This window comes from Streptococcus sp. 3705 (genome assembly GCF_013277145.1).
In the GTDB taxonomy this organism is placed as follows: domain Bacteria; phylum Bacillota; class Bacilli; order Lactobacillales; family Streptococcaceae; genus Streptococcus.
Genome location: NZ_VMMJ01000001.1, coordinates 92,170 through 108,371 on the forward strand (window position 1 = coordinate 92,170; position 16,202 = coordinate 108,371).

Sequence of the window (16,202 nt, forward strand, 5' to 3'; positions counted from 1 at the left end):
AGATACATGTACTCTGGAATGCTTAGATAAATGCTAAAAAGCGGTCTATCCTAGCTCTGTCCTTTTACCTGAGAGTTTGAGCAGTTGCCTGCCTTGCCCCTTCGGTGCCTTTACGGTCTCTCCAGAGTTCCGTCCATTTACAGTCATGGAAAATCAAACGATTCCCCACTTCTATTAAACTTCATTCGGTGTTGGTATTTAATTGATTCTTATTTTACAAAAAATGTTGGCTTTTGTCAATGTGTTTATTAGTAAAAATTAGTTCAACAGTTTTTACTTTATAAAGTCCAGAATACTGCTATCCTTTAAAGGTCACAATAGTCGCACCACTGCCTCCAGCATTTTGTGGGGCATAGCCGAAACTCTTGACATGTTTGTTTCTTTGTAGATATTTAGTGACACCTTCACGGATGACACCTGTTCCGATACCATGGATGATATCGACTTGGGCCATATTGTTAAGCAAGGCTTGGTCGATAAAGGCATCTAGCTCATTCATGGCTTCTTCATAACGCTTGCCTCGAAGGTCCAGTCTGGCTTGAGGTCCTCGACCAGAAGTTCGTTTCACAACATTGACTTGTTTCTTCTTGACTTGCTTTTCTTGCTGGGCTTGAACAAGGTCAAATTCTTTTTCTTCCAAGGACATCTTGATCAAACCAACTTGGGCTTCCCAACGGCCGTCCTTAAGCTGACTTGTCAAGGTACCACGCTGACCGTAACTGAGAACCACGATATCATCTCCTACCTTTGGAGCTCGTTTTTTCTTAACTTTTTGAAGGACCTTGTTTTTAGACAAATCTACTTTTTCAGGAGCCAATTTTTTCAACTTGGCCTTGGCTTCTATGATTTCGTGGGGTTTAAGTTGAGATTTGCTGTGGAGATTTTTGAGAATCTGGTCACTCTCACTTAGAGCCATGTCCACAATCTCAGCAGCCTGTTCACGCGCCTTATTAAGCTCGGTTTCCTTTTCACGATTGAGCTCGTTGTAAAGTTTTTTGAGCGCACGGTTCATCTTGAGATTTTCTTGCTCCACCTCACGGATATTGTCCAAGCGTTTACGGCTTTCCAGCGTCTGCTCTTCCAGTTGCTCAATAATCCGGTTGACATCATTGTCCTGATCAACCTGCTGACTGGCATCCCCTACGATAACTTCAGATAAGCCTAGACGTTTGGCAATTTCAAAGGCATTACTTCGACCAGGAACGCCCTGCATAAAGCGATAGGTCGGGCGTAGAGTTGCAGTATCAAACTCCATGCTGGCATTTTGCACAAAGGCTGTCTCAATACCGTAGGCCTTGAGTTCGGGATAGTGGGTGGTCGCCATGGTCTTGACTTGACGCAGGCGAAGGTCCTCCAGAATAGCCATGGCAAGGGCGGCTCCCTCTTGAGGATCGGTACCAGCCCCCAACTCATCCAAGATTAAGAGTGAATGTTGGTTAACCTTGCCAAGAATATCCACAATATTGGTCATGTGGCTAGAGAAGGTAGACAAGCTCTGCTCAATAGACTGCTCATCTCCAATATCAGCAAAGATTTCTTCAAAAATACCCACACGACTTCCCTTGTCTGCTAAAATTGGCAAACCAGACTGAGCCATAACCTGCGTCAAACCCAGAGTTTTAAGCATGATGGTCTTCCCACCTGTATTGGGACCTGTAATGACAATGGCTGTTAAATCCTGACCAAAATGGACATCATTTGCGACGGCATTTTTGACCAAAGGATGGCAGACATGTAGCAGTTGAATCTCTTGATTTTCTGACAGCTTAGGAACGACTGCTTGCCTTTCTTGGATAAAGCGGACCTTGGCACGAATCAAGTCCAGATGGCCGATAATCCAAGCGTCATTAGCAATCTCAGCCGCATGAGGGCGAACACGCTCCGAGATTTCTTGGAGAATGCGAAGCATTTCATAGCGCTCATCTGCTCGCAGACTAGCGATTTCTTCGCTCAGTTTGACCACCTCACGGGGTTCGATATAGACGGTGTTTCCGCTGGCAGAAATATCATGGACGACACCTGCAATCTTATTACGGTAAGTGTTTTTGACAGGTAGAACCTGACGGCCATTTCTGCTGGCAATAATCCCTTCTGTCAACATCTGCGCTTTTTGCTTGAGCAGATCCTGTAAAACATCGCGTACCTGACTCTCGCTATCATGGATTTTTCGACGGATGCGCGCCAATTCTTCACTGGCAAAATTTTCAATGAAACCTGCATCATTAAAGGCTTGGAGATTTCCTTGTAATTGCGGAAAATCATGTAATTTCTCAAACCAAAGGGCTAATTCTTCCAAGCTGACATTTTCCAGATTAGCATAAAAACTTTGCAGTTCTCGGCTGGCAAGAAGTACGCGCTTCAAGAGTAGGAACTCCTCGATATTGAGGTCCGCTCCCATCTCCAACCTCTTGCAGACTCCTGCGATTTCCTTAGTTGCGAGAATAGTAAAATGCGGTTGCTCGACAAAGAGAGCCTGCATTTCCTTCATCTCAGCAAAAGCCTGTTTGATTTTATCTGCTTTGGCAGTCGGAGCCAGCTGTCTCAATTGCTCCAAGCCCTGCTCGGTCAACAAATGGGGTTCAAACAAAGCCTTGACCTTATTGAACTCTAATGTTTCTAATATTTTCTTATTCATCGTTATTTCCTTGTCTTTGAATGTCTAGGTGCGGTAGCTTTTTACATTCTGATAGATTCTAGTCAATCTGTAAACAAAGGGCTAGGAAATTTCCTGCCCTTTTTATCCGATTAAATTTGTCACCCAGATTTGTTTGAGCCAACTGGTTGTTACCGGTATGCTCTGGATGATGTGTTTTGCGACGATACTCTTTTCAAGAGGATTTTGTATAGCTGCCATGGGGATGGTCGCCAAGATGGTCAAAGCCATTTGCAAGACAAATAAGGTCACCAACATGGACAAGATACCTGCTGAAACTTGGAACAACTTGCCACCAAGCTTTTTACTAGGAATCAAGTGTAAGAGGAGACCAAGTAAACGACCGATGCTATAGACAATCCCAAATACAAGCAAGTAGCCGATCCCTGCGTAAAAGACCTTATCCAACTGAAAGAGTTGATCCGATGGGAAAAAGAAAGTTCCCTGACCTTCCTGCGGATTTGCATAAGGGAGCAGCAAATGAAATTGCTCTCCCAGTCCCTTATAAAACTGGCCAGCCACAAAAGCCGATGCCATGGCTGAAATCAGGTAATAAACCTGTAAGAGCAGACCTCTCCGATAGCCGATATAAAATCCCCAAGCCAAGACCAATAGAAGAAGGAGTGAAATCATAAGGAATCCTCAATCTTGCTCTGTTCTTGCTTACAAGTCACAAGCTTGTGACGGAGTTCTTCTAATTCTTGCTCCTTATCATCAAATTCAATCTCACGGCTGAGTTGAGTTGACAAACAGTTGACTGCCAACAAAAGAGCGATTGTTTCATCATCTGCGCTAGGCATTTGTTCTTTAATTGCTTGGTATTTTTCTGTCGCAACCTTGGCGATTTCCTCCATAAAAAGATTATCATGCTCGCTTGTCAAGGTTAATGATTTTTTCCCGAATGTAAATTTGAATCGATTTAGATTTGCCATAAAATTCACCTCACGATATTATACCAAAATTCGCTAATTTTGTCAGTTTTTACAAATTTGCCTGCTTTTATGGTACAATAGAAACTATGGCAAGTATAACACTCACACCAAGCGAAAAGGAGATTCAGGCTTTTCTTGAACACTATCAAAGCAGTCTGGCTCCCAGCAAGAATCCCTATATTCGCTACTTTTTGCGACTACCTCAAGCAACGGTTTCTATCTATACTTCTGGAAAGGTCTTGCTTCAGGGTGAAGGAGCTGAGAAATACGCTCGTTTCTTTGGCTATCAAGCTGTAGAGGAAACCAGTGGACAAAATCTCCCTTTGATTGGGACGGATGAGGTTGGAAATGGTTCCTACTTTGGTGGACTTGCAGTTGTGGCTTCCTTTGTCACACCTGACCAGCATGCTTTCTTGCGAAAACTCGGTGTGGGAGATTCTAAAACTCTGACCGACCAAAAGATCCGTCAGATTGCCCCTATCCTCAAGGAAAAAATCCAACACCAGGCACTCCTTCTCTCACCCAGCAAGTACAACGAGGTCATCGGAGACCGCTACAATGCTGTTTCGGTTAAGGTTGCCCTCCATAATCAGGCTATCTATCTCCTCCTTCAAAAAGGTGTTCAGCCTGAGAAAATTGTGATTGATGCCTTTACCAGTGCTAAAAATTATGACAAGTACTTGGCACAAGAGGCCAATCGTTTCAGCAATCCTATCAGCTTGGAAGAAAAAGCTGAGGGCAAATACTTGGCTGTCGCAGTTTCTTCTATCATTGCGCGTGATCTCTTTCTGGAAAATCTTGAAAATCTGGGACGAGAGCTGGGCTATCAGCTACCAAGTGGAGCTGGAACGGCTTCTGATAAGGTAGCTAGCCAGATTTTGCAAGCCTATGGTATGCAGGGACTTAACTTCTGCGCCAAACTGCACTTTAAAAATACTGAAAAAGCGAAAAAACGCTTAGAAAGGTAAATTATGAATTCATTTAAACATTTCTTAAAAGAGTGGGGATTGTTCCTCCTGATTCTGTCATTACTAGCTTTAAGTCGTATCTTTTTTTGGAGTAATGTCCGCGTAGAAGGGCATTCCATGGATCCTACCCTAGCGGATGGAGAAATTCTCTTTGTCGTTAAGCACCTCCCTATTGACCGTTTTGATATCGTGGTGGCCCATGAAGATGATGGGAATAAGGACATCGTCAAACGTGTTATCGGAATGCCTGGCGACACCATCCGTTACGAAAATGATAAACTTTACATCAATGATAAAGAGACGGATGAGCCTTACCTAGCTGACTACATCAAACGTTTCAAGGATGATAAACTCCAAAGCACTTACTCAGGCAAGGGATTTGAAGGAAATAAAGGCACTTTCTTTAGAAGTATCGCTGAAAAAGCCCAAGCCTTCACAGTTGATGTCAACTATAACACCAACTTTAGCTTTACTGTCCCAGAAGGAGAATACCTTCTCCTCGGAGACGACCGCTTGGTTTCGAGCGACAGCCGCCATGTAGGTACTTTTAAAGCAAAAGATATCACAGGGGAAGCTAAATTCCGCTTCTGGCCAATCACCCGTATCGGAACATTTTAAGAAATCGAAGAGGCCGAGAATCACCAATCTCAGCCTCTTCTTCTATCGTGAGAATATGATTATTCACTATCCAGTTTGATTAAGATAGAAACAAAATTATACTCAATGAAAATCAAAGAGCAAACTAGGAAGCTAGCCGCAGGTTGCTCAAAACAGTGTTTTGAGGTTGCAGATAGAGCTGACGTGGTTTGAAGATATTTTCGAAGAGTATTAACTCTCACCTATTTATGCAAAGGAATCTTATGGAAGTTTATTTTTCAGGAACCATTGAACGGATTATTTTTGAAAATCCCAGCAATTTTTATCGCATCCTCCTCCTAGAAATCAACGATACGGACGCAGAGGATTTTGATGATTTTGAAATCATTGTCACGGGCACCATGGCTGATGTAATTGAGGGAGAAGACTATACTTTTTGGGGACAAATTGTCCAGCACTCCAAGTACGGGGAGCAGCTGCAAATCAGCCGTTATGAACGCGCAAAACCAACTAGCAAAGGGCTTGTCAAATACTTTTCAAGTAGCCATTTCAAGGGAATTGGTCTCAAGACAGCTCAGAAAATCGTGGATACCTATGGCGACAATACCATTGACGAGATTCTGCAACACCCAGAAAAGCTAGAAGGCATTGCAGGACTATCTGCAAAAAATCGCGAGGCTTTCGTCTCCACCCTCCGTCTCAACTACGGAACCGAGATGGTTTTAGCTAAACTGACCAACTACGGCATTCCCAACAAACTAGCCTTTCAGATTCAAGATTTTTACAAGGAAGAAACCCTTGATGTGGTTGAAAATTATCCCTACCAATTGGTTGAGGATATCAAGGGTTTGGGATTTACCATTGCTGACCAATTAGCGGAGGAACTAGGCATCGAAAGTCAGGCTCCTGAACGCTTTCGTGCCGGTCTAGTTCACAGTCTTTTTCAGGCCTGTATGGAAACAGGGGATACCTATGTTGAAGCACGGGATTTGCTAGAACAAACCCTTACTCTCCTTGAATCTTCTCGCCCCGTGGAACTGGACCCCAGCCAAGTAGCCCAAGAACTCTCCTACTTGATCGAAGAAGACAAGGTTCAGCAGATTGATACCAAGATTTTTGACAACAGCCTCTTTTTCGCTGAGGAAGGCATCCGTAGTCACTTGGTTCGTATCCTTGAAAAAGGAAAACAGAAGAGCCAAGATTTAGAAACCATTCAAAAACATATCACTACTGTCGAAGAAGATCTGGGGATTAAGTACGATAGCATTCAAAAACAGGCGATTTGTGACGCTATCCAGAACAAGGTCTTTATCCTGACAGGTGGACCTGGTACTGGTAAGACAACTGTTATCAATGGGATCATCGCTGTTTATGCCCTTTTAGAAGGACTTGATCTCAGGAAGAAAAGCAACCTGCCGATTCTTCTTGCTGCTCCAACTGGCCGAGCAGCTCGTCGCATGAATGAATTGACAGGCTTGCCTAGTGCGACCATACACCGTCACTTGGGAATGACAGGCGACGATGATACCAGTCATCTTGAAGATTATCTGGATGCCGACTTTATCATCGTGGATGAATTTTCCATGGTGGACACTTGGCTGGCCAATCAACTCTTCTCCAACATCTCTTCTAACAGTAAAATCCTCATCGTGGGTGACAGCGACCAGCTGCCTTCTGTCAGTCCTGGACAGGTTCTAGCGGATCTACTTCATATTCCCTTGATTCCTCAGACTCGCTTGGAAAAAATTTACCGACAAAGCGAAGAATCAACTATCGTCACCCTAGCTAGTCAGATTCGACAGGGTATCTTGCCAGCCGATTTCACCCAGAAAAAAGCTGACCGTTCCTACTTTGAAATTGCTAGCGGCCATATTCCTGCTACGATTGAAAAGATCTTAGACGCTGCTCTCAGAAGTGGTATTCCTGCCCGTGATATTCAGGTTCTGGCTCCCATGTACCGAGGGACGGCAGGGATTGATGCTATCAATCAGCTCATGCAAAACCTGCTCAACCCACCACAAAAAGATCAAGTCAGTTTTAAAGCTCCCCAGTGCCATTATCGTAAGGGCGACAAGGTCATTCATTTGGTCAACGATGCTGAAATCAATGTCTTTAATGGGGATTTGGGAGCTATCACAGACCTGATTCCTGGTAAATACACCGAGTCGAAACAAGACGAGATTGTCATTGATTTTGATGGCAACGAGGTCTCTTACCCACGTAACGAATGGTACAAGATTCGCTTGGCCTATGCCATGAGTATCCATAAATCCCAAGGAAGTGAGTTCCCTGTTGTCATCCTACCTATCACCAGTGCTAGTAGGCGTATGCTGGAGCGCAATCTCATCTATACAGCTATTACACGCGCCAAAAGCAAGCTTATCTTACTAGGCGAATTACAGGCCTTTGACTATGCTACCCAGCACATCGGAACTGCCCGAAAAACCTATCTGATTGAACGCTTCAGTGATTTAATTGAAACTATTGAAGAAAAGCAACAAGCGGTCTCTGAAACAGCCACATCAAGTACCTCTGAACAATCCTACATCCTAACCGAAGAAAACTGGGACAGCATCCCGGCCATGATTGGGATTACAGACGCAGACCTCAAAGAGATTTTTAGAAAATAGTGTATCAGAAAACCCACCTAGGCAGGTGGGTTTTTTGTCTATTAAGATTATTTAACTGTTGCTGTGCTTGTGATCAATTCAACAGCTTTTTTGATTGTGATATCGTGTTTCAACATATCAGCTGAAAGCAAGCTTTGTACTTGTGCAACTTCCATGTTGTAGTCTGCTGCCAATTGCTCAACTTCTTTTTGGATTTCTTCTTCTGAAGCGTCAAATCCTTCAGCTTTGGCAACTGCTTCGATAACAAGGTTAGTCTTAGTACGTGACTCAGCTTCTGCTTGGTATTGATTGTGAAGGTCTTCTTGAGTAGTTCCAGTGATTTGGAAGTACATGTCAGGGTTGATACCTTGACGTTGCAAGTTTCCAAGGAATTCATTTACTGAACGGTGAACTTCTTCGTGAATCATTTCTTCTGGAAGTTCTACGATTTCAGCGTTTTCTACAGCTTTATCAATTGCTGCACCTTCAACTGCATCTTTGTAAGCTTCTTCTTTAGCAGCAGCCAATTCCTTGCGGTATTTTTCTTTCAATTCAGCAAGTGTTTCCACTTCTTCGTCGATGTCTTTTGCAAGCTCATCGTCAAGAGCTGGAACTTCTTTAGCTTTTACTTCGTGGATAGTTGTTACGAATTTAGCTTCTTTACCTGCAAGGTCTTCTGCTTGGTAGTCTTCTGGGAATGTTACGATAACATCAACAGTTTCACCAGCTGAGTGACCTACCAATTGGTCTTCGAAACCAGGGATGAATTGACCTGAACCAAGTCCAAGTGAGAAGTTTTCACCTTTTCCGCCATCAAATTCAACACCGTCGATAGAACCAACGAAGTCGATGACAACAGTGTCACCATTTTCAGCAGCTGCTTCTTTGATAACCAATTCAGCCAAGTTGTTGCGTTCGCGTTCGATACGCTCTTCAACGTCAGCGTCAGTTACTTCTTTTTCTACATCAACTGATACTTCAAGGTTTTTGTAGTCACCCAATTTTACTTCAGGTTTTGTAACAACTTCAGCAGTGATAACCCAGTCTTGACCTTTTTCCATTGAAGTTACATCAATTTTTGGTTGAGCAACCACTTCAAGACCAGCTTCTTTTACAGCTGCTTCATAAGCGTTTGGCAAAAGAGCGTTCATAACGTCTTGGTAAAGTGACTCTTCACCAAATTTTTTGTCGAAGATAGGACGTGGAAGGTGACCTTTACGGAAACCTGGAACATTAAGAGATTTCTTCACTGAGTTGAAGACACGATCCAATTCTGGTTTGATTTGGTCTTGAGAGATAGTGAAAGTCAAGACACCACGGTTTGTTTCTTTGTTTTCAAATGATACAGACATTCTGTCATTTCTCCTTAAAATTTTTTAAATACAGTCTATTATAACATAACTGGGCGACTTTTTTCAAGTAATGAATGCGCTTTTCAATCACGCTAGAGGTACTTGCTTGCTTCTTTGATACTAAGGTCAGCCATTCTTTCCTTGTTTTTCTCAATGAAGCCTGCTACCCAAGCTGGATTCGTTTTGGAGTAGTCTCTCAGAGCCCAGCCAACGGCTTTATTGATAAAGAATTCTGTTTGGTTCAAATTATGAAGCAGAATCTTTTCCATTAATTGAACATTGGTCTTCTCTTTTCTTAACAACTGGTGGTCAATAGCGACACGTCTCAGCCAGATATTATCTGATAGGCTCCATTGGAGGATTATTTTTTCCAGTTCCGGCTTGTCATACACCAAACTCCCTACTACTCGATCTAGGATATCCACCGTATCCCACCAAGATTTGGTAACAACCAACTGCTCTAGCTTAGGCAAATCGCTGTCCTTTAGATAAGACTGCATGGCTTTCAAATAATTTGCAGCCACATACTGGTATTCTCTAGACTCTTTTTCCCAGCAAGTGTCTACAAAATCCCAATCGATAATCTTTGTTTTTTTCGCTTCTGGAAAATATTTTTTATAGAGTTTATTTCTTTCTGGCGCCGCAACGCCTAGAAAGGAAAATTGATGACGCATATAGGCCTCCATAGGCCCTGCTTTTTGAGGATCTTTTGCTGCTTCTAGCTCCTCAAGTAAATCTGTTAGACTCATCTAAAACTCCTCATGCCCTACCAAATGATGCTGAAAGGCATAGACCGCTGCCTGGGTGCGATCGCTGACTTCAAGTTTGGCAAGAATGTTGGACACGTGGGTCTTGACCGTCTTGAGAGAGATAAAAAGTTCATCTGCGATGCGCTGATTTTCATAGCCCTTGGCGATAAGTTGGAGTACATCTCGCTCACGCGCAGTCAGGTCCTCATGTAGTTCTATGTGATTGCGGTGGTATTCGACTTTTTTGCTGACCTCTTGTTCAATAGCCAGCTCGCCAGCAGCCACCTTACGAACAGCATGGAGTAGTTCGTCTGCACTAGAAGTCTTGAGCATATAGCCCCTAGCACCTGCATTTAAGACAGGCATGATTTTTTCATTGTCCAAATAAGAGCTCACAATCAAAATCTTGGCTTCAGGCCATTCTTTGAGGATAGCCAAGGTCGCATCAATTCCATTCATCTCAGGCATGACGATATCCATGACAATGACATCCGGACGCAATTCCAATGCCAACTCAATCCCCTGAGATCCGTTGGACGCCTCACCCACAACTTCTACATCGTCTTGGAGGTCAAAGTAGCTTTTCAAACCCAAGCGGACCATTTCATGGTCATCTACTAGTAAAATTTTCATCTTTACTCCTTTATCATTCCTTATCTAACAGGGGAATACGGATATCAACTGCCAGCCCTTGCTTGGGAGCTGTTAATAACTGAACTGTCCCTGCCATATCTTCAACCCGCTCCTTGATATTGCGGAGTCCATAACTCAAGTCGTCTAAACTCCCTAACTGGAAACCAATCCCATTATCCACCACCTTCAGTTGCAATTCAAAATCCGTCTGATAGATATAGACATCCAAACAGGAGGCCTGGGCATGGCGGAGGGTATTGCTTATCAACTCTTGCAGGATACGGAAGATATGCTCCTCGATTTTCTTGGGCAATTTCGTCACATTTTGCTTGAAAGCAACCTTGAGATCACTCTTGTCCTCAAGCTCTTTTAAGAGGATTTGGATTCCCTCAACCAGACTCTTCTGCTCCAATTCAACTGGTCGCAAATGCAGAAGCAAGACCCGCAAATCCTTCTGGGCTGTTTCTAAAATAGCTGTGACACTCTGCAACTGGATCTGCATCTTTTCTCTATTCAATTTCAAAGCCTGCTGACTGATACCCGATAAAATCATGTGGGCCGCAAACAACTCCTGACTGACCGTATCATGCAAATCCCGAGCAATCCGCTTTCTTTCCTTCTCAATGATTTCCTCTTCCTGAGCAAGGCTGTGATTTTCAGCCTTTTGAAGAGCTTCTGTCAAAAGGTTAAGTTTCCCAGACAAGGACTTGAAACTGGCATCCAAATCTGGATCGGCAACCTGAACCACTTCTTGCCCTGCCAATAAACGCTTGAGATTAGCCTGCATTTTTCTTAGAGAAAGCTCTTCAATACCTCGCCAAAATAGGGCTAAGAGACAGGTCATGGACATGCTGAACACCAACAACAAAAAAACAAATTTTTCTGTTTTTTCGACATCGTGCAGGAAAATAGACCAGTCAAAATCAAGAATTTCCATCAAGCTGTGGGAGAAAAATAAGACAAACAGAAAGGAGGTGAGAGCAATGATTACATAGGCTTGTTTTTTCATCCTCTGACCACCTCAACATCCCCAATCATAGTGGTCAAGAAAATCTTGACACTCTTGTTACTCTTAAGATAGTCTCTTGTTTCTTGATGATAGTGTTCATTGCGGAGCGCTCGCTTGGGCTGGTTGAAAAAAGTCAAATCCCCATAGAGACAGTTGACACTGAGACTGACTTCCACATCTACAGGTACGATGATTTTGGTCGTTCCTACCATCTTTCTGAGGATAATGACATTGTCATGATTGGTTAGGATGACCCTCTCCAGATGAATAGTGTCCTTCCCCATGAAACGAAAGAGATTGATATCATCAAACTGGCAAGTCTGGTAGCTTGAAAAATGATGGAGATTTCCAAACCAACGATTTTTCTCCTTCTTAACCGTTACCACCTCTTCAAAAACCAAATTGGTCTGCTCTTTTTCCTGATTCATCATCGGATAAAGAAGAAAGAGGCTATAGATAACCGCAACAAAAATAGCTAGAATCACAAAGGGATTAAGCATGACGATGAAAAAGAAGAGAATGGTTGCAACCACTAAAAGAAGATTATTGCCCTCTTTACCAGTGTAATAGCGAATCAAAAGCAAAAAGAGGAATAAAATCAGCAGAAAACGCGAAAAATGCTCTGATACCATCAAAATCAGAGCTCCTGTCAGAAGACAGGCTTCGATAAATAAAAAGATTTTAAATTTTCTCATAGGTGCATCCTCTCCCTTCTATTTTATCACAATTCAAAAAAGTCACCTCAGTCTGAGGATGGAAAAAAAGGCGGTGGTTACGCCTTTTTCATCTGATCATTTGCTTCTTTTAATTTTCCATAAAGAAGATAGTCTACTTTTTGCAGATCTGCTATGGTGACACAATTAAGGGCACACATAATCAAACGCAGATCGTCTTTCCAGCCTTGGACAATGCCAATCACTTCTTCAACTGAATAGGTTTCAACCAATTCCAGAACTGTTCGAGACAGTCCTACAGCCTTGGCACCAAAGACCAAACACTTAATCATATCCAGCGGATTGCGAACACCTCCACTAACCAAGAGTTCAACCTTGTCTTTCCAGTCTTGAGCATTGAGAAGGGCCTGCATGGTGGACTGGCCCCATTGATTGAGGTAATCACGTTGACCACTGCGACGGTTTTCGATATAGGCAAAGCTGGTACCACCACGACCCGATAGGTCAACGGTTCGAACCCCTAGTTCATAAGCTCTCTCAATTGTCTTGGCATCCATTCCAAAGCCCACTTCCTTGAGGACAATAGGAACAGGGATTTGCTTGCTGTAGTCTGCTAAATGCGATTGCCAGCTTCGAAACTTTCTTTCTCCCTCAGGCATAAGCAATTCCTGCATAACATTGACATGCACTTGCAAGAGAACAGGATTCATCTCTTCTACAGTCTGAAGTCCCAACTCAACAGGCTTGTCCAATCCAATATTGGTTCCAAGAAGGAGATTTGGATAGCTAGACTTAACAGAAAATGAGGCATCTGTAGGATCCTTTAGGGCTGCGCTATAAGAGCCCGTTACAAATAAAATACCACAGGTTTCTGCCACTTGAGCTAGTTTTTGATTGATTTCTTTACCTTTTTCACTCCCACCTGTCATGGCATTGATATAAAAAGGAAAGTTCCACTTTCGACCAGCAAATTCTGTCGAAAGATCGATTTCATCCAGGTCGTAAAGAGGCAGGGAAGAATGAATCAACTCCACCTCATCAAAGCTATTATAGGAACTTTTCTGCTCAAGGGCATAGCGGATATGCTCATCCTTACGATTTGTCGTCATGTCCTATCCTTTCTTGGTATAAGAGCTCAATCCCCAGATCGGCCCAGCGATTTTTTAATGTTTCAGTTGATTGCACATCAAAACTCAAGGCAATCCCACAGTCACCGCCACCAGCGCCACTACTCTTAGCAACAGCCTGCAAATCTTGACTGGCTTCTTTCAACTGTCTAAGCGAAGTCGTGTAAATATCCGCGCTCAAGCCTTCTAAGATCTTGCTTGCTACTTCTACTTGCTCGATAATTTTTTCTGCTTCCCCCTGCTCCAAGGCTTCTACCAAAGCAGCTACCGTTTCTTTTGAGGAACTTAAAAAATTCTGATTGATATTTTGTTTGATTTGCTGGACCATGTGACTCGATACAGCCACTTCCTTGGTCCATCCCACTAGGAAATCACATTCTAAAGTTGGTTTCACCTGCGAAATTGAAAAGCCCCAATCACGCTCTAAAACTGTCGCCAAATTTTCTTCTTCCAACCAAGCAGCTACCTGCTGGCGATCAAATGACTGGTAGAGAACCAAATCTTCTGCCACAATACAGGCAAGGTCTCCCATAGAGCCATTGTCTCCTCGCTTGAGCAAGACAGCACTAGCCAGCTTGAACAAGAGCTCCTGATCAACCGAAAGCTTATACAGAGCTAGCAGAGCCTTGATGAGCAAAACAACGACGCTACCGCTAGAACCCAGACCAAACTTTTTCCCTTCTCGTTCCATTTTTCCACGAATTTCTAGAGAAAAAGGTCGCAAGGTCTGCCCACGATAAACGAGGAAATCTTCCACTAAAGCAATCGTTTCTTGAATCAAACTATAGTCAGGATTTGGCGTCAAATCTACTGCTAAATCAAACATATCTGAATAGATACGATAACTATCTGAAAAAGCAATCTCAGCCCTCATATAGATAGGAATATCCTTTATCAAGGCTAACTGCCCTGGCTCTAAAATAGCATATTCACCTGCCCAATAGAGTTTTCCGCAAGTTTTAACAGCAATCATCTTGGCTCAAATCCTTTGTTTTTGACACAATCAAGCGATAACGTTGACCGAAGATTTCTGATAAATGCTCCAAGTCTTTCTCTTGACAGAGGACCTTGACATTGGGACCAGCATCCATGGTAAAGTAGCAAGCTTCTCCTTGCTCACGAAGCTGGCGGACAAAGTCCATGGCTTCATAGCTTGCATCCGTCAGATAAGAAAAAGCTGGTGATGCTGTTTTGGTCGTAGCGTGCATAGCCAGGGCATTTTTCTCAGTTAATTCCCCAACCTTGACAAAGTCATTTTCCTTGAGATAAACCAGCATATCCTGATAGTCCTTCTCAGACTGATGCACCCAGTCGTCAAAGGTCGTCGAGGTTTCCACACAAAGTTTCATCCCGTCACGGCTAGAAATTGGTTTTTTCTTATCCTCTAGCACCAACATCATCATAGCTAGCTTCAAGTCTGTCTCTACAGGGTAAATTTCTCCGCTATCCTTATCCCAGGCACCTAGCGGTCCATAAAAACTCCGAGAAGAAGAGCCTGAGGCAAACTTAGCCTCCTGTGCCAACTGACTTCTATCCAAGCCAAGCTTGAAATAAGCATTGCAAGCCTTGACCAAGGCGGACAAACCACTGGAACTTGAGGACAGACCCGCCGCGGTAGGCATATTGTTCTGAGTATCGATACGGACAAAGCCCTCACCATCTGGACGATAACGATCAATAATCTTACTCATCTTGGCATGCTCCGCCTCACTCTGTAGCTGACCATTGATGTAAAAGGCATCAGCTGTCGCATCCATCGGTAGAGATGACAAAATCGTCTCCGTGTACATATTTTCCAAAGTCAGAGAAATACTGCTAGTAGCAGGCACCATCTCCTTTTCTTTTTTCTTTCCCCAATATTTGATAATAGCAATATTTGCGTAGGAACGTACTGTTACAGGCTCTCTATCCATGTCTGAACAGCTCCTTTCTCTTCTAATCTTTCTGCTAGTTCTTGTGCGTGTGTTAAATTATCTGCCAAGGCTATAATACAGCCTCCTAGTCCACCACCGCTCATCTTGGCACCCAAAGCACCATGGCTAAGAGCCGTTTCAACGAGGGAATCCGCCTCAGGGCTACTGACACCAATTTCTCTTAAATGTAAATGCGCTTGACTGAGGATTTGTCCCAGTCCTTCAGCATCTTTTCGTGAAATCGTCTCTTCTGCCTGCTGGGTCAATTCTCCCAAGGCATGCAAAAACGGTAGGGCATCCTTCCCCTTGTTTTGAACCACTTGGATGGCTTCACGAGTATGACCATAAACGCCTGTATCTGCAATCACCAAATAGGCGGATAATTCCATCTCAAGCTCTGTAAATCCTACGTTCTTAATAAAGCGAATAGGCTGGTCACTGAGACAGGTCTTAGCATCCAAACCACTCGGATTCATATGGGCAATCATCTCCGCCCGATTGACCAAGATTTCTAGTACATCATGAGGCAGGTCTACCTGATAGTAGTCAAATACCGCACGAATGGCCGCTATACTGATAGCAGCTGACGAACCCATTCCCCGTTTTTCAGGGATAGCCGAGTCAATCTCACAACGAATGCAGGCTTCTTTGATATCCAAATACTCCAGCGAAGCATAAACCGCCATGGACAAAGTATCCTCCTCATAAAGACGCCACGGACTTTCAGCAGGGACAACCTTACAAGTCACCTCCACCTCCAAAAGAGGTAGGGAAATAGCAGGATAACCATAAACGACCGCATGCTCCCCTATTAAAATAATCTTACTATGCGCCTGACCGACACCAACTTTTTTTGTCATATTTTCCTTTTGCTAGACGAAAAAGCCGTCTCATACTCAATGAAAATCAAAAAGCAAACTAGGAAGCTAGCCGCAGGCTGTACTTGAGTACGGTAAGGCGACGCTGACGTGGTTTGAATTTGATTT

The 16,202-nt window shown here is 43.4% G+C and carries 15 protein-coding genes and 1 riboswitch; of the genes, 3 read left to right on the plus strand and 12 right to left on the minus strand.

Going from position 1 to position 16,202, the window contains the following annotated elements:
* Positions 1-46: 46 nt before the first annotated feature.
* A riboswitch (glycine riboswitch) is annotated at positions 47-135 on the minus strand.
* A gap of 163 nt (positions 136-298) precedes the next feature.
* The 3 genes from HT714_RS00415 to zapA form a co-directional block, all read right to left on the minus strand.
* Complete coding sequence (locus tag HT714_RS00415; protein WP_173226316.1) at positions 299-2,635, minus strand: endonuclease MutS2; 2,337 nt, start codon at positions 2,633-2,635, stop codon at positions 299-301.
* Positions 2,636-2,737: 102 nt separating this feature from the next.
* Positions 2,738-3,286: a CvpA family protein gene (locus tag HT714_RS00420; protein WP_000624513.1), complete on the minus strand. Its 549-nt coding sequence runs from the start codon at positions 3,284-3,286 to the stop codon at positions 2,738-2,740.
* On the minus strand, positions 3,283-3,585 hold the full coding sequence (gene zapA, locus HT714_RS00425; RefSeq protein ID WP_000002019.1) for a cell division protein ZapA: 303 nt from the start codon (positions 3,583-3,585) through the stop codon (positions 3,283-3,285). The genes HT714_RS00420 and zapA overlap by 4 nt, the downstream gene beginning before the upstream one ends.
* 86 nt (positions 3,586-3,671) lie before the next feature.
* Between zapA and rnhC the strand changes: the two genes are divergently transcribed.
* The 3 genes from rnhC to HT714_RS00440 all read left to right on the plus strand — a co-directional run bounded on the left by rnhC (position 3,672) and on the right by HT714_RS00440 (position 7,780).
* A complete protein-coding gene (rnhC, locus tag HT714_RS00430) occupies positions 3,672-4,553 on the plus strand; it encodes a ribonuclease HIII (RefSeq protein ID WP_173226313.1) in 882 nt (293 codons plus the stop codon).
* Positions 4,554-4,556: 3 nt separating this feature from the next.
* Complete coding sequence (lepB, locus tag HT714_RS00435) at positions 4,557-5,171, plus strand: signal peptidase I (RefSeq protein ID WP_050314087.1); 615 nt, start codon at positions 4,557-4,559, stop codon at positions 5,169-5,171.
* A 242-nt stretch (positions 5,172-5,413) separates the two neighbouring features.
* A complete protein-coding gene (locus HT714_RS00440) occupies positions 5,414-7,780 on the plus strand; it encodes an ATP-dependent RecD-like DNA helicase (protein ID WP_173226312.1) in 2,367 nt (788 codons plus the stop codon).
* Between the two features lie 47 nt (positions 7,781-7,827).
* Here HT714_RS00440 and tig read toward each other — a convergent pair whose 3' ends face one another.
* The 9 genes from tig to mvk form a co-directional block, all read right to left on the minus strand.
* Positions 7,828-9,111 (minus strand): trigger factor, encoded by a 1,284-nt coding sequence (gene tig, locus HT714_RS00445; protein WP_016399077.1) that lies wholly within the window; start codon positions 9,109-9,111, stop codon positions 7,828-7,830.
* A 92-nt stretch (positions 9,112-9,203) separates the two neighbouring features.
* The gene (locus HT714_RS00450) at positions 9,204-9,860 is read right to left on the minus strand and encodes a DNA alkylation repair protein (RefSeq protein WP_173226310.1); all 657 of its coding nucleotides are present in this window, start codon (positions 9,858-9,860) and stop codon (positions 9,204-9,206) included.
* Complete coding sequence (locus HT714_RS00455; protein ID WP_173226308.1) at positions 9,861-10,493, minus strand: response regulator transcription factor; 633 nt, start codon at positions 10,491-10,493, stop codon at positions 9,861-9,863.
* 13 nt (positions 10,494-10,506) lie between these two features.
* Positions 10,507-11,502 carry a sensor histidine kinase gene (locus HT714_RS00460; RefSeq protein ID WP_173226306.1) on the minus strand — a complete coding sequence of 332 codons (996 nt, stop codon included), beginning with the start codon at positions 11,500-11,502 and terminating at the stop codon, positions 10,507-10,509.
* The gene (gene liaF / locus HT714_RS00465; RefSeq protein ID WP_173217970.1) at positions 11,499-12,197 is read right to left on the minus strand and encodes a cell wall-active antibiotics response protein LiaF; all 699 of its coding nucleotides are present in this window, start codon (positions 12,195-12,197) and stop codon (positions 11,499-11,501) included. The genes HT714_RS00460 and liaF overlap by 4 nt, the downstream gene beginning before the upstream one ends.
* A 77-nt stretch (positions 12,198-12,274) precedes the next feature.
* On the minus strand, positions 12,275-13,285 hold the full coding sequence (gene fni / locus HT714_RS00470; RefSeq protein WP_173226304.1) for a type 2 isopentenyl-diphosphate Delta-isomerase: 1,011 nt from the start codon (positions 13,283-13,285) through the stop codon (positions 12,275-12,277).
* Positions 13,269-14,276 carry a phosphomevalonate kinase gene (locus HT714_RS00475; RefSeq protein ID WP_173226302.1) on the minus strand — a complete coding sequence of 336 codons (1,008 nt, stop codon included), beginning with the start codon at positions 14,274-14,276 and terminating at the stop codon, positions 13,269-13,271. The genes fni and HT714_RS00475 overlap by 17 nt, the downstream gene beginning before the upstream one ends.
* Positions 14,263-15,216, minus strand: a complete 954-nt coding sequence (gene mvaD / locus HT714_RS00480; RefSeq protein WP_173226300.1) for a diphosphomevalonate decarboxylase — start codon at positions 15,214-15,216, stop codon at positions 14,263-14,265. The genes HT714_RS00475 and mvaD overlap by 14 nt, the downstream gene beginning before the upstream one ends.
* Positions 15,198-16,076: a mevalonate kinase gene (mvk, locus tag HT714_RS00485; RefSeq protein WP_173226299.1), complete on the minus strand. Its 879-nt coding sequence runs from the start codon at positions 16,074-16,076 to the stop codon at positions 15,198-15,200. Before mvk ends, mvaD begins: the two co-directional genes overlap by 19 nt.
* Positions 16,077-16,202 lie beyond the last annotated feature (126 nt).

What these genes read in the sequence shown, in the direction of transcription:
- HT714_RS00415 (WP_173226316.1), bottom strand. Translation starts at nt 2,635, where the DNA reads ATGAATAAGAAAATATTAGAAACATTAGAGTTCAATAAGGTCAAGGCT.
- HT714_RS00420 (WP_000624513.1), bottom strand. Translation starts at nt 3,286, where the DNA reads ATGATTTCACTCCTTCTTCTATTGGTCTTGGCTTGGGGATTTTATATC.
- zapA (WP_000002019.1), bottom strand. Translation starts at nt 3,585, where the DNA reads ATGGCAAATCTAAATCGATTCAAATTTACATTCGGGAAAAAATCATTA.
- rnhC (WP_173226313.1), top strand. Translation starts at nt 3,672, where the DNA reads ATGGCAAGTATAACACTCACACCAAGCGAAAAGGAGATTCAGGCTTTT.
- lepB (WP_050314087.1), top strand. Translation starts at nt 4,557, where the DNA reads ATGAATTCATTTAAACATTTCTTAAAAGAGTGGGGATTGTTCCTCCTG.
- HT714_RS00440 (WP_173226312.1), top strand. Translation starts at nt 5,414, where the DNA reads ATGGAAGTTTATTTTTCAGGAACCATTGAACGGATTATTTTTGAAAAT.
- tig (WP_016399077.1), bottom strand. Translation starts at nt 9,111, where the DNA reads ATGTCTGTATCATTTGAAAACAAAGAAACAAACCGTGGTGTCTTGACT.
- HT714_RS00450 (WP_173226310.1), bottom strand. Translation starts at nt 9,860, where the DNA reads ATGAGTCTAACAGATTTACTTGAGGAGCTAGAAGCAGCAAAAGATCCT.
- HT714_RS00455 (WP_173226308.1), bottom strand. Translation starts at nt 10,493, where the DNA reads ATGAAAATTTTACTAGTAGATGACCATGAAATGGTCCGCTTGGGTTTG.
- HT714_RS00460 (WP_173226306.1), bottom strand. Translation starts at nt 11,502, where the DNA reads ATGAAAAAACAAGCCTATGTAATCATTGCTCTCACCTCCTTTCTGTTT.
- liaF (WP_173217970.1), bottom strand. Translation starts at nt 12,197, where the DNA reads ATGAGAAAATTTAAAATCTTTTTATTTATCGAAGCCTGTCTTCTGACA.
- fni (WP_173226304.1), bottom strand. Translation starts at nt 13,285, where the DNA reads ATGACGACAAATCGTAAGGATGAGCATATCCGCTATGCCCTTGAGCAG.
- HT714_RS00475 (WP_173226302.1), bottom strand. Translation starts at nt 14,276, where the DNA reads ATGATTGCTGTTAAAACTTGCGGAAAACTCTATTGGGCAGGTGAATAT.
- mvaD (WP_173226300.1), bottom strand. Translation starts at nt 15,216, where the DNA reads ATGGATAGAGAGCCTGTAACAGTACGTTCCTACGCAAATATTGCTATT.
- mvk (WP_173226299.1), bottom strand. Translation starts at nt 16,076, where the DNA reads ATGACAAAAAAAGTTGGTGTCGGTCAGGCGCATAGTAAGATTATTTTA.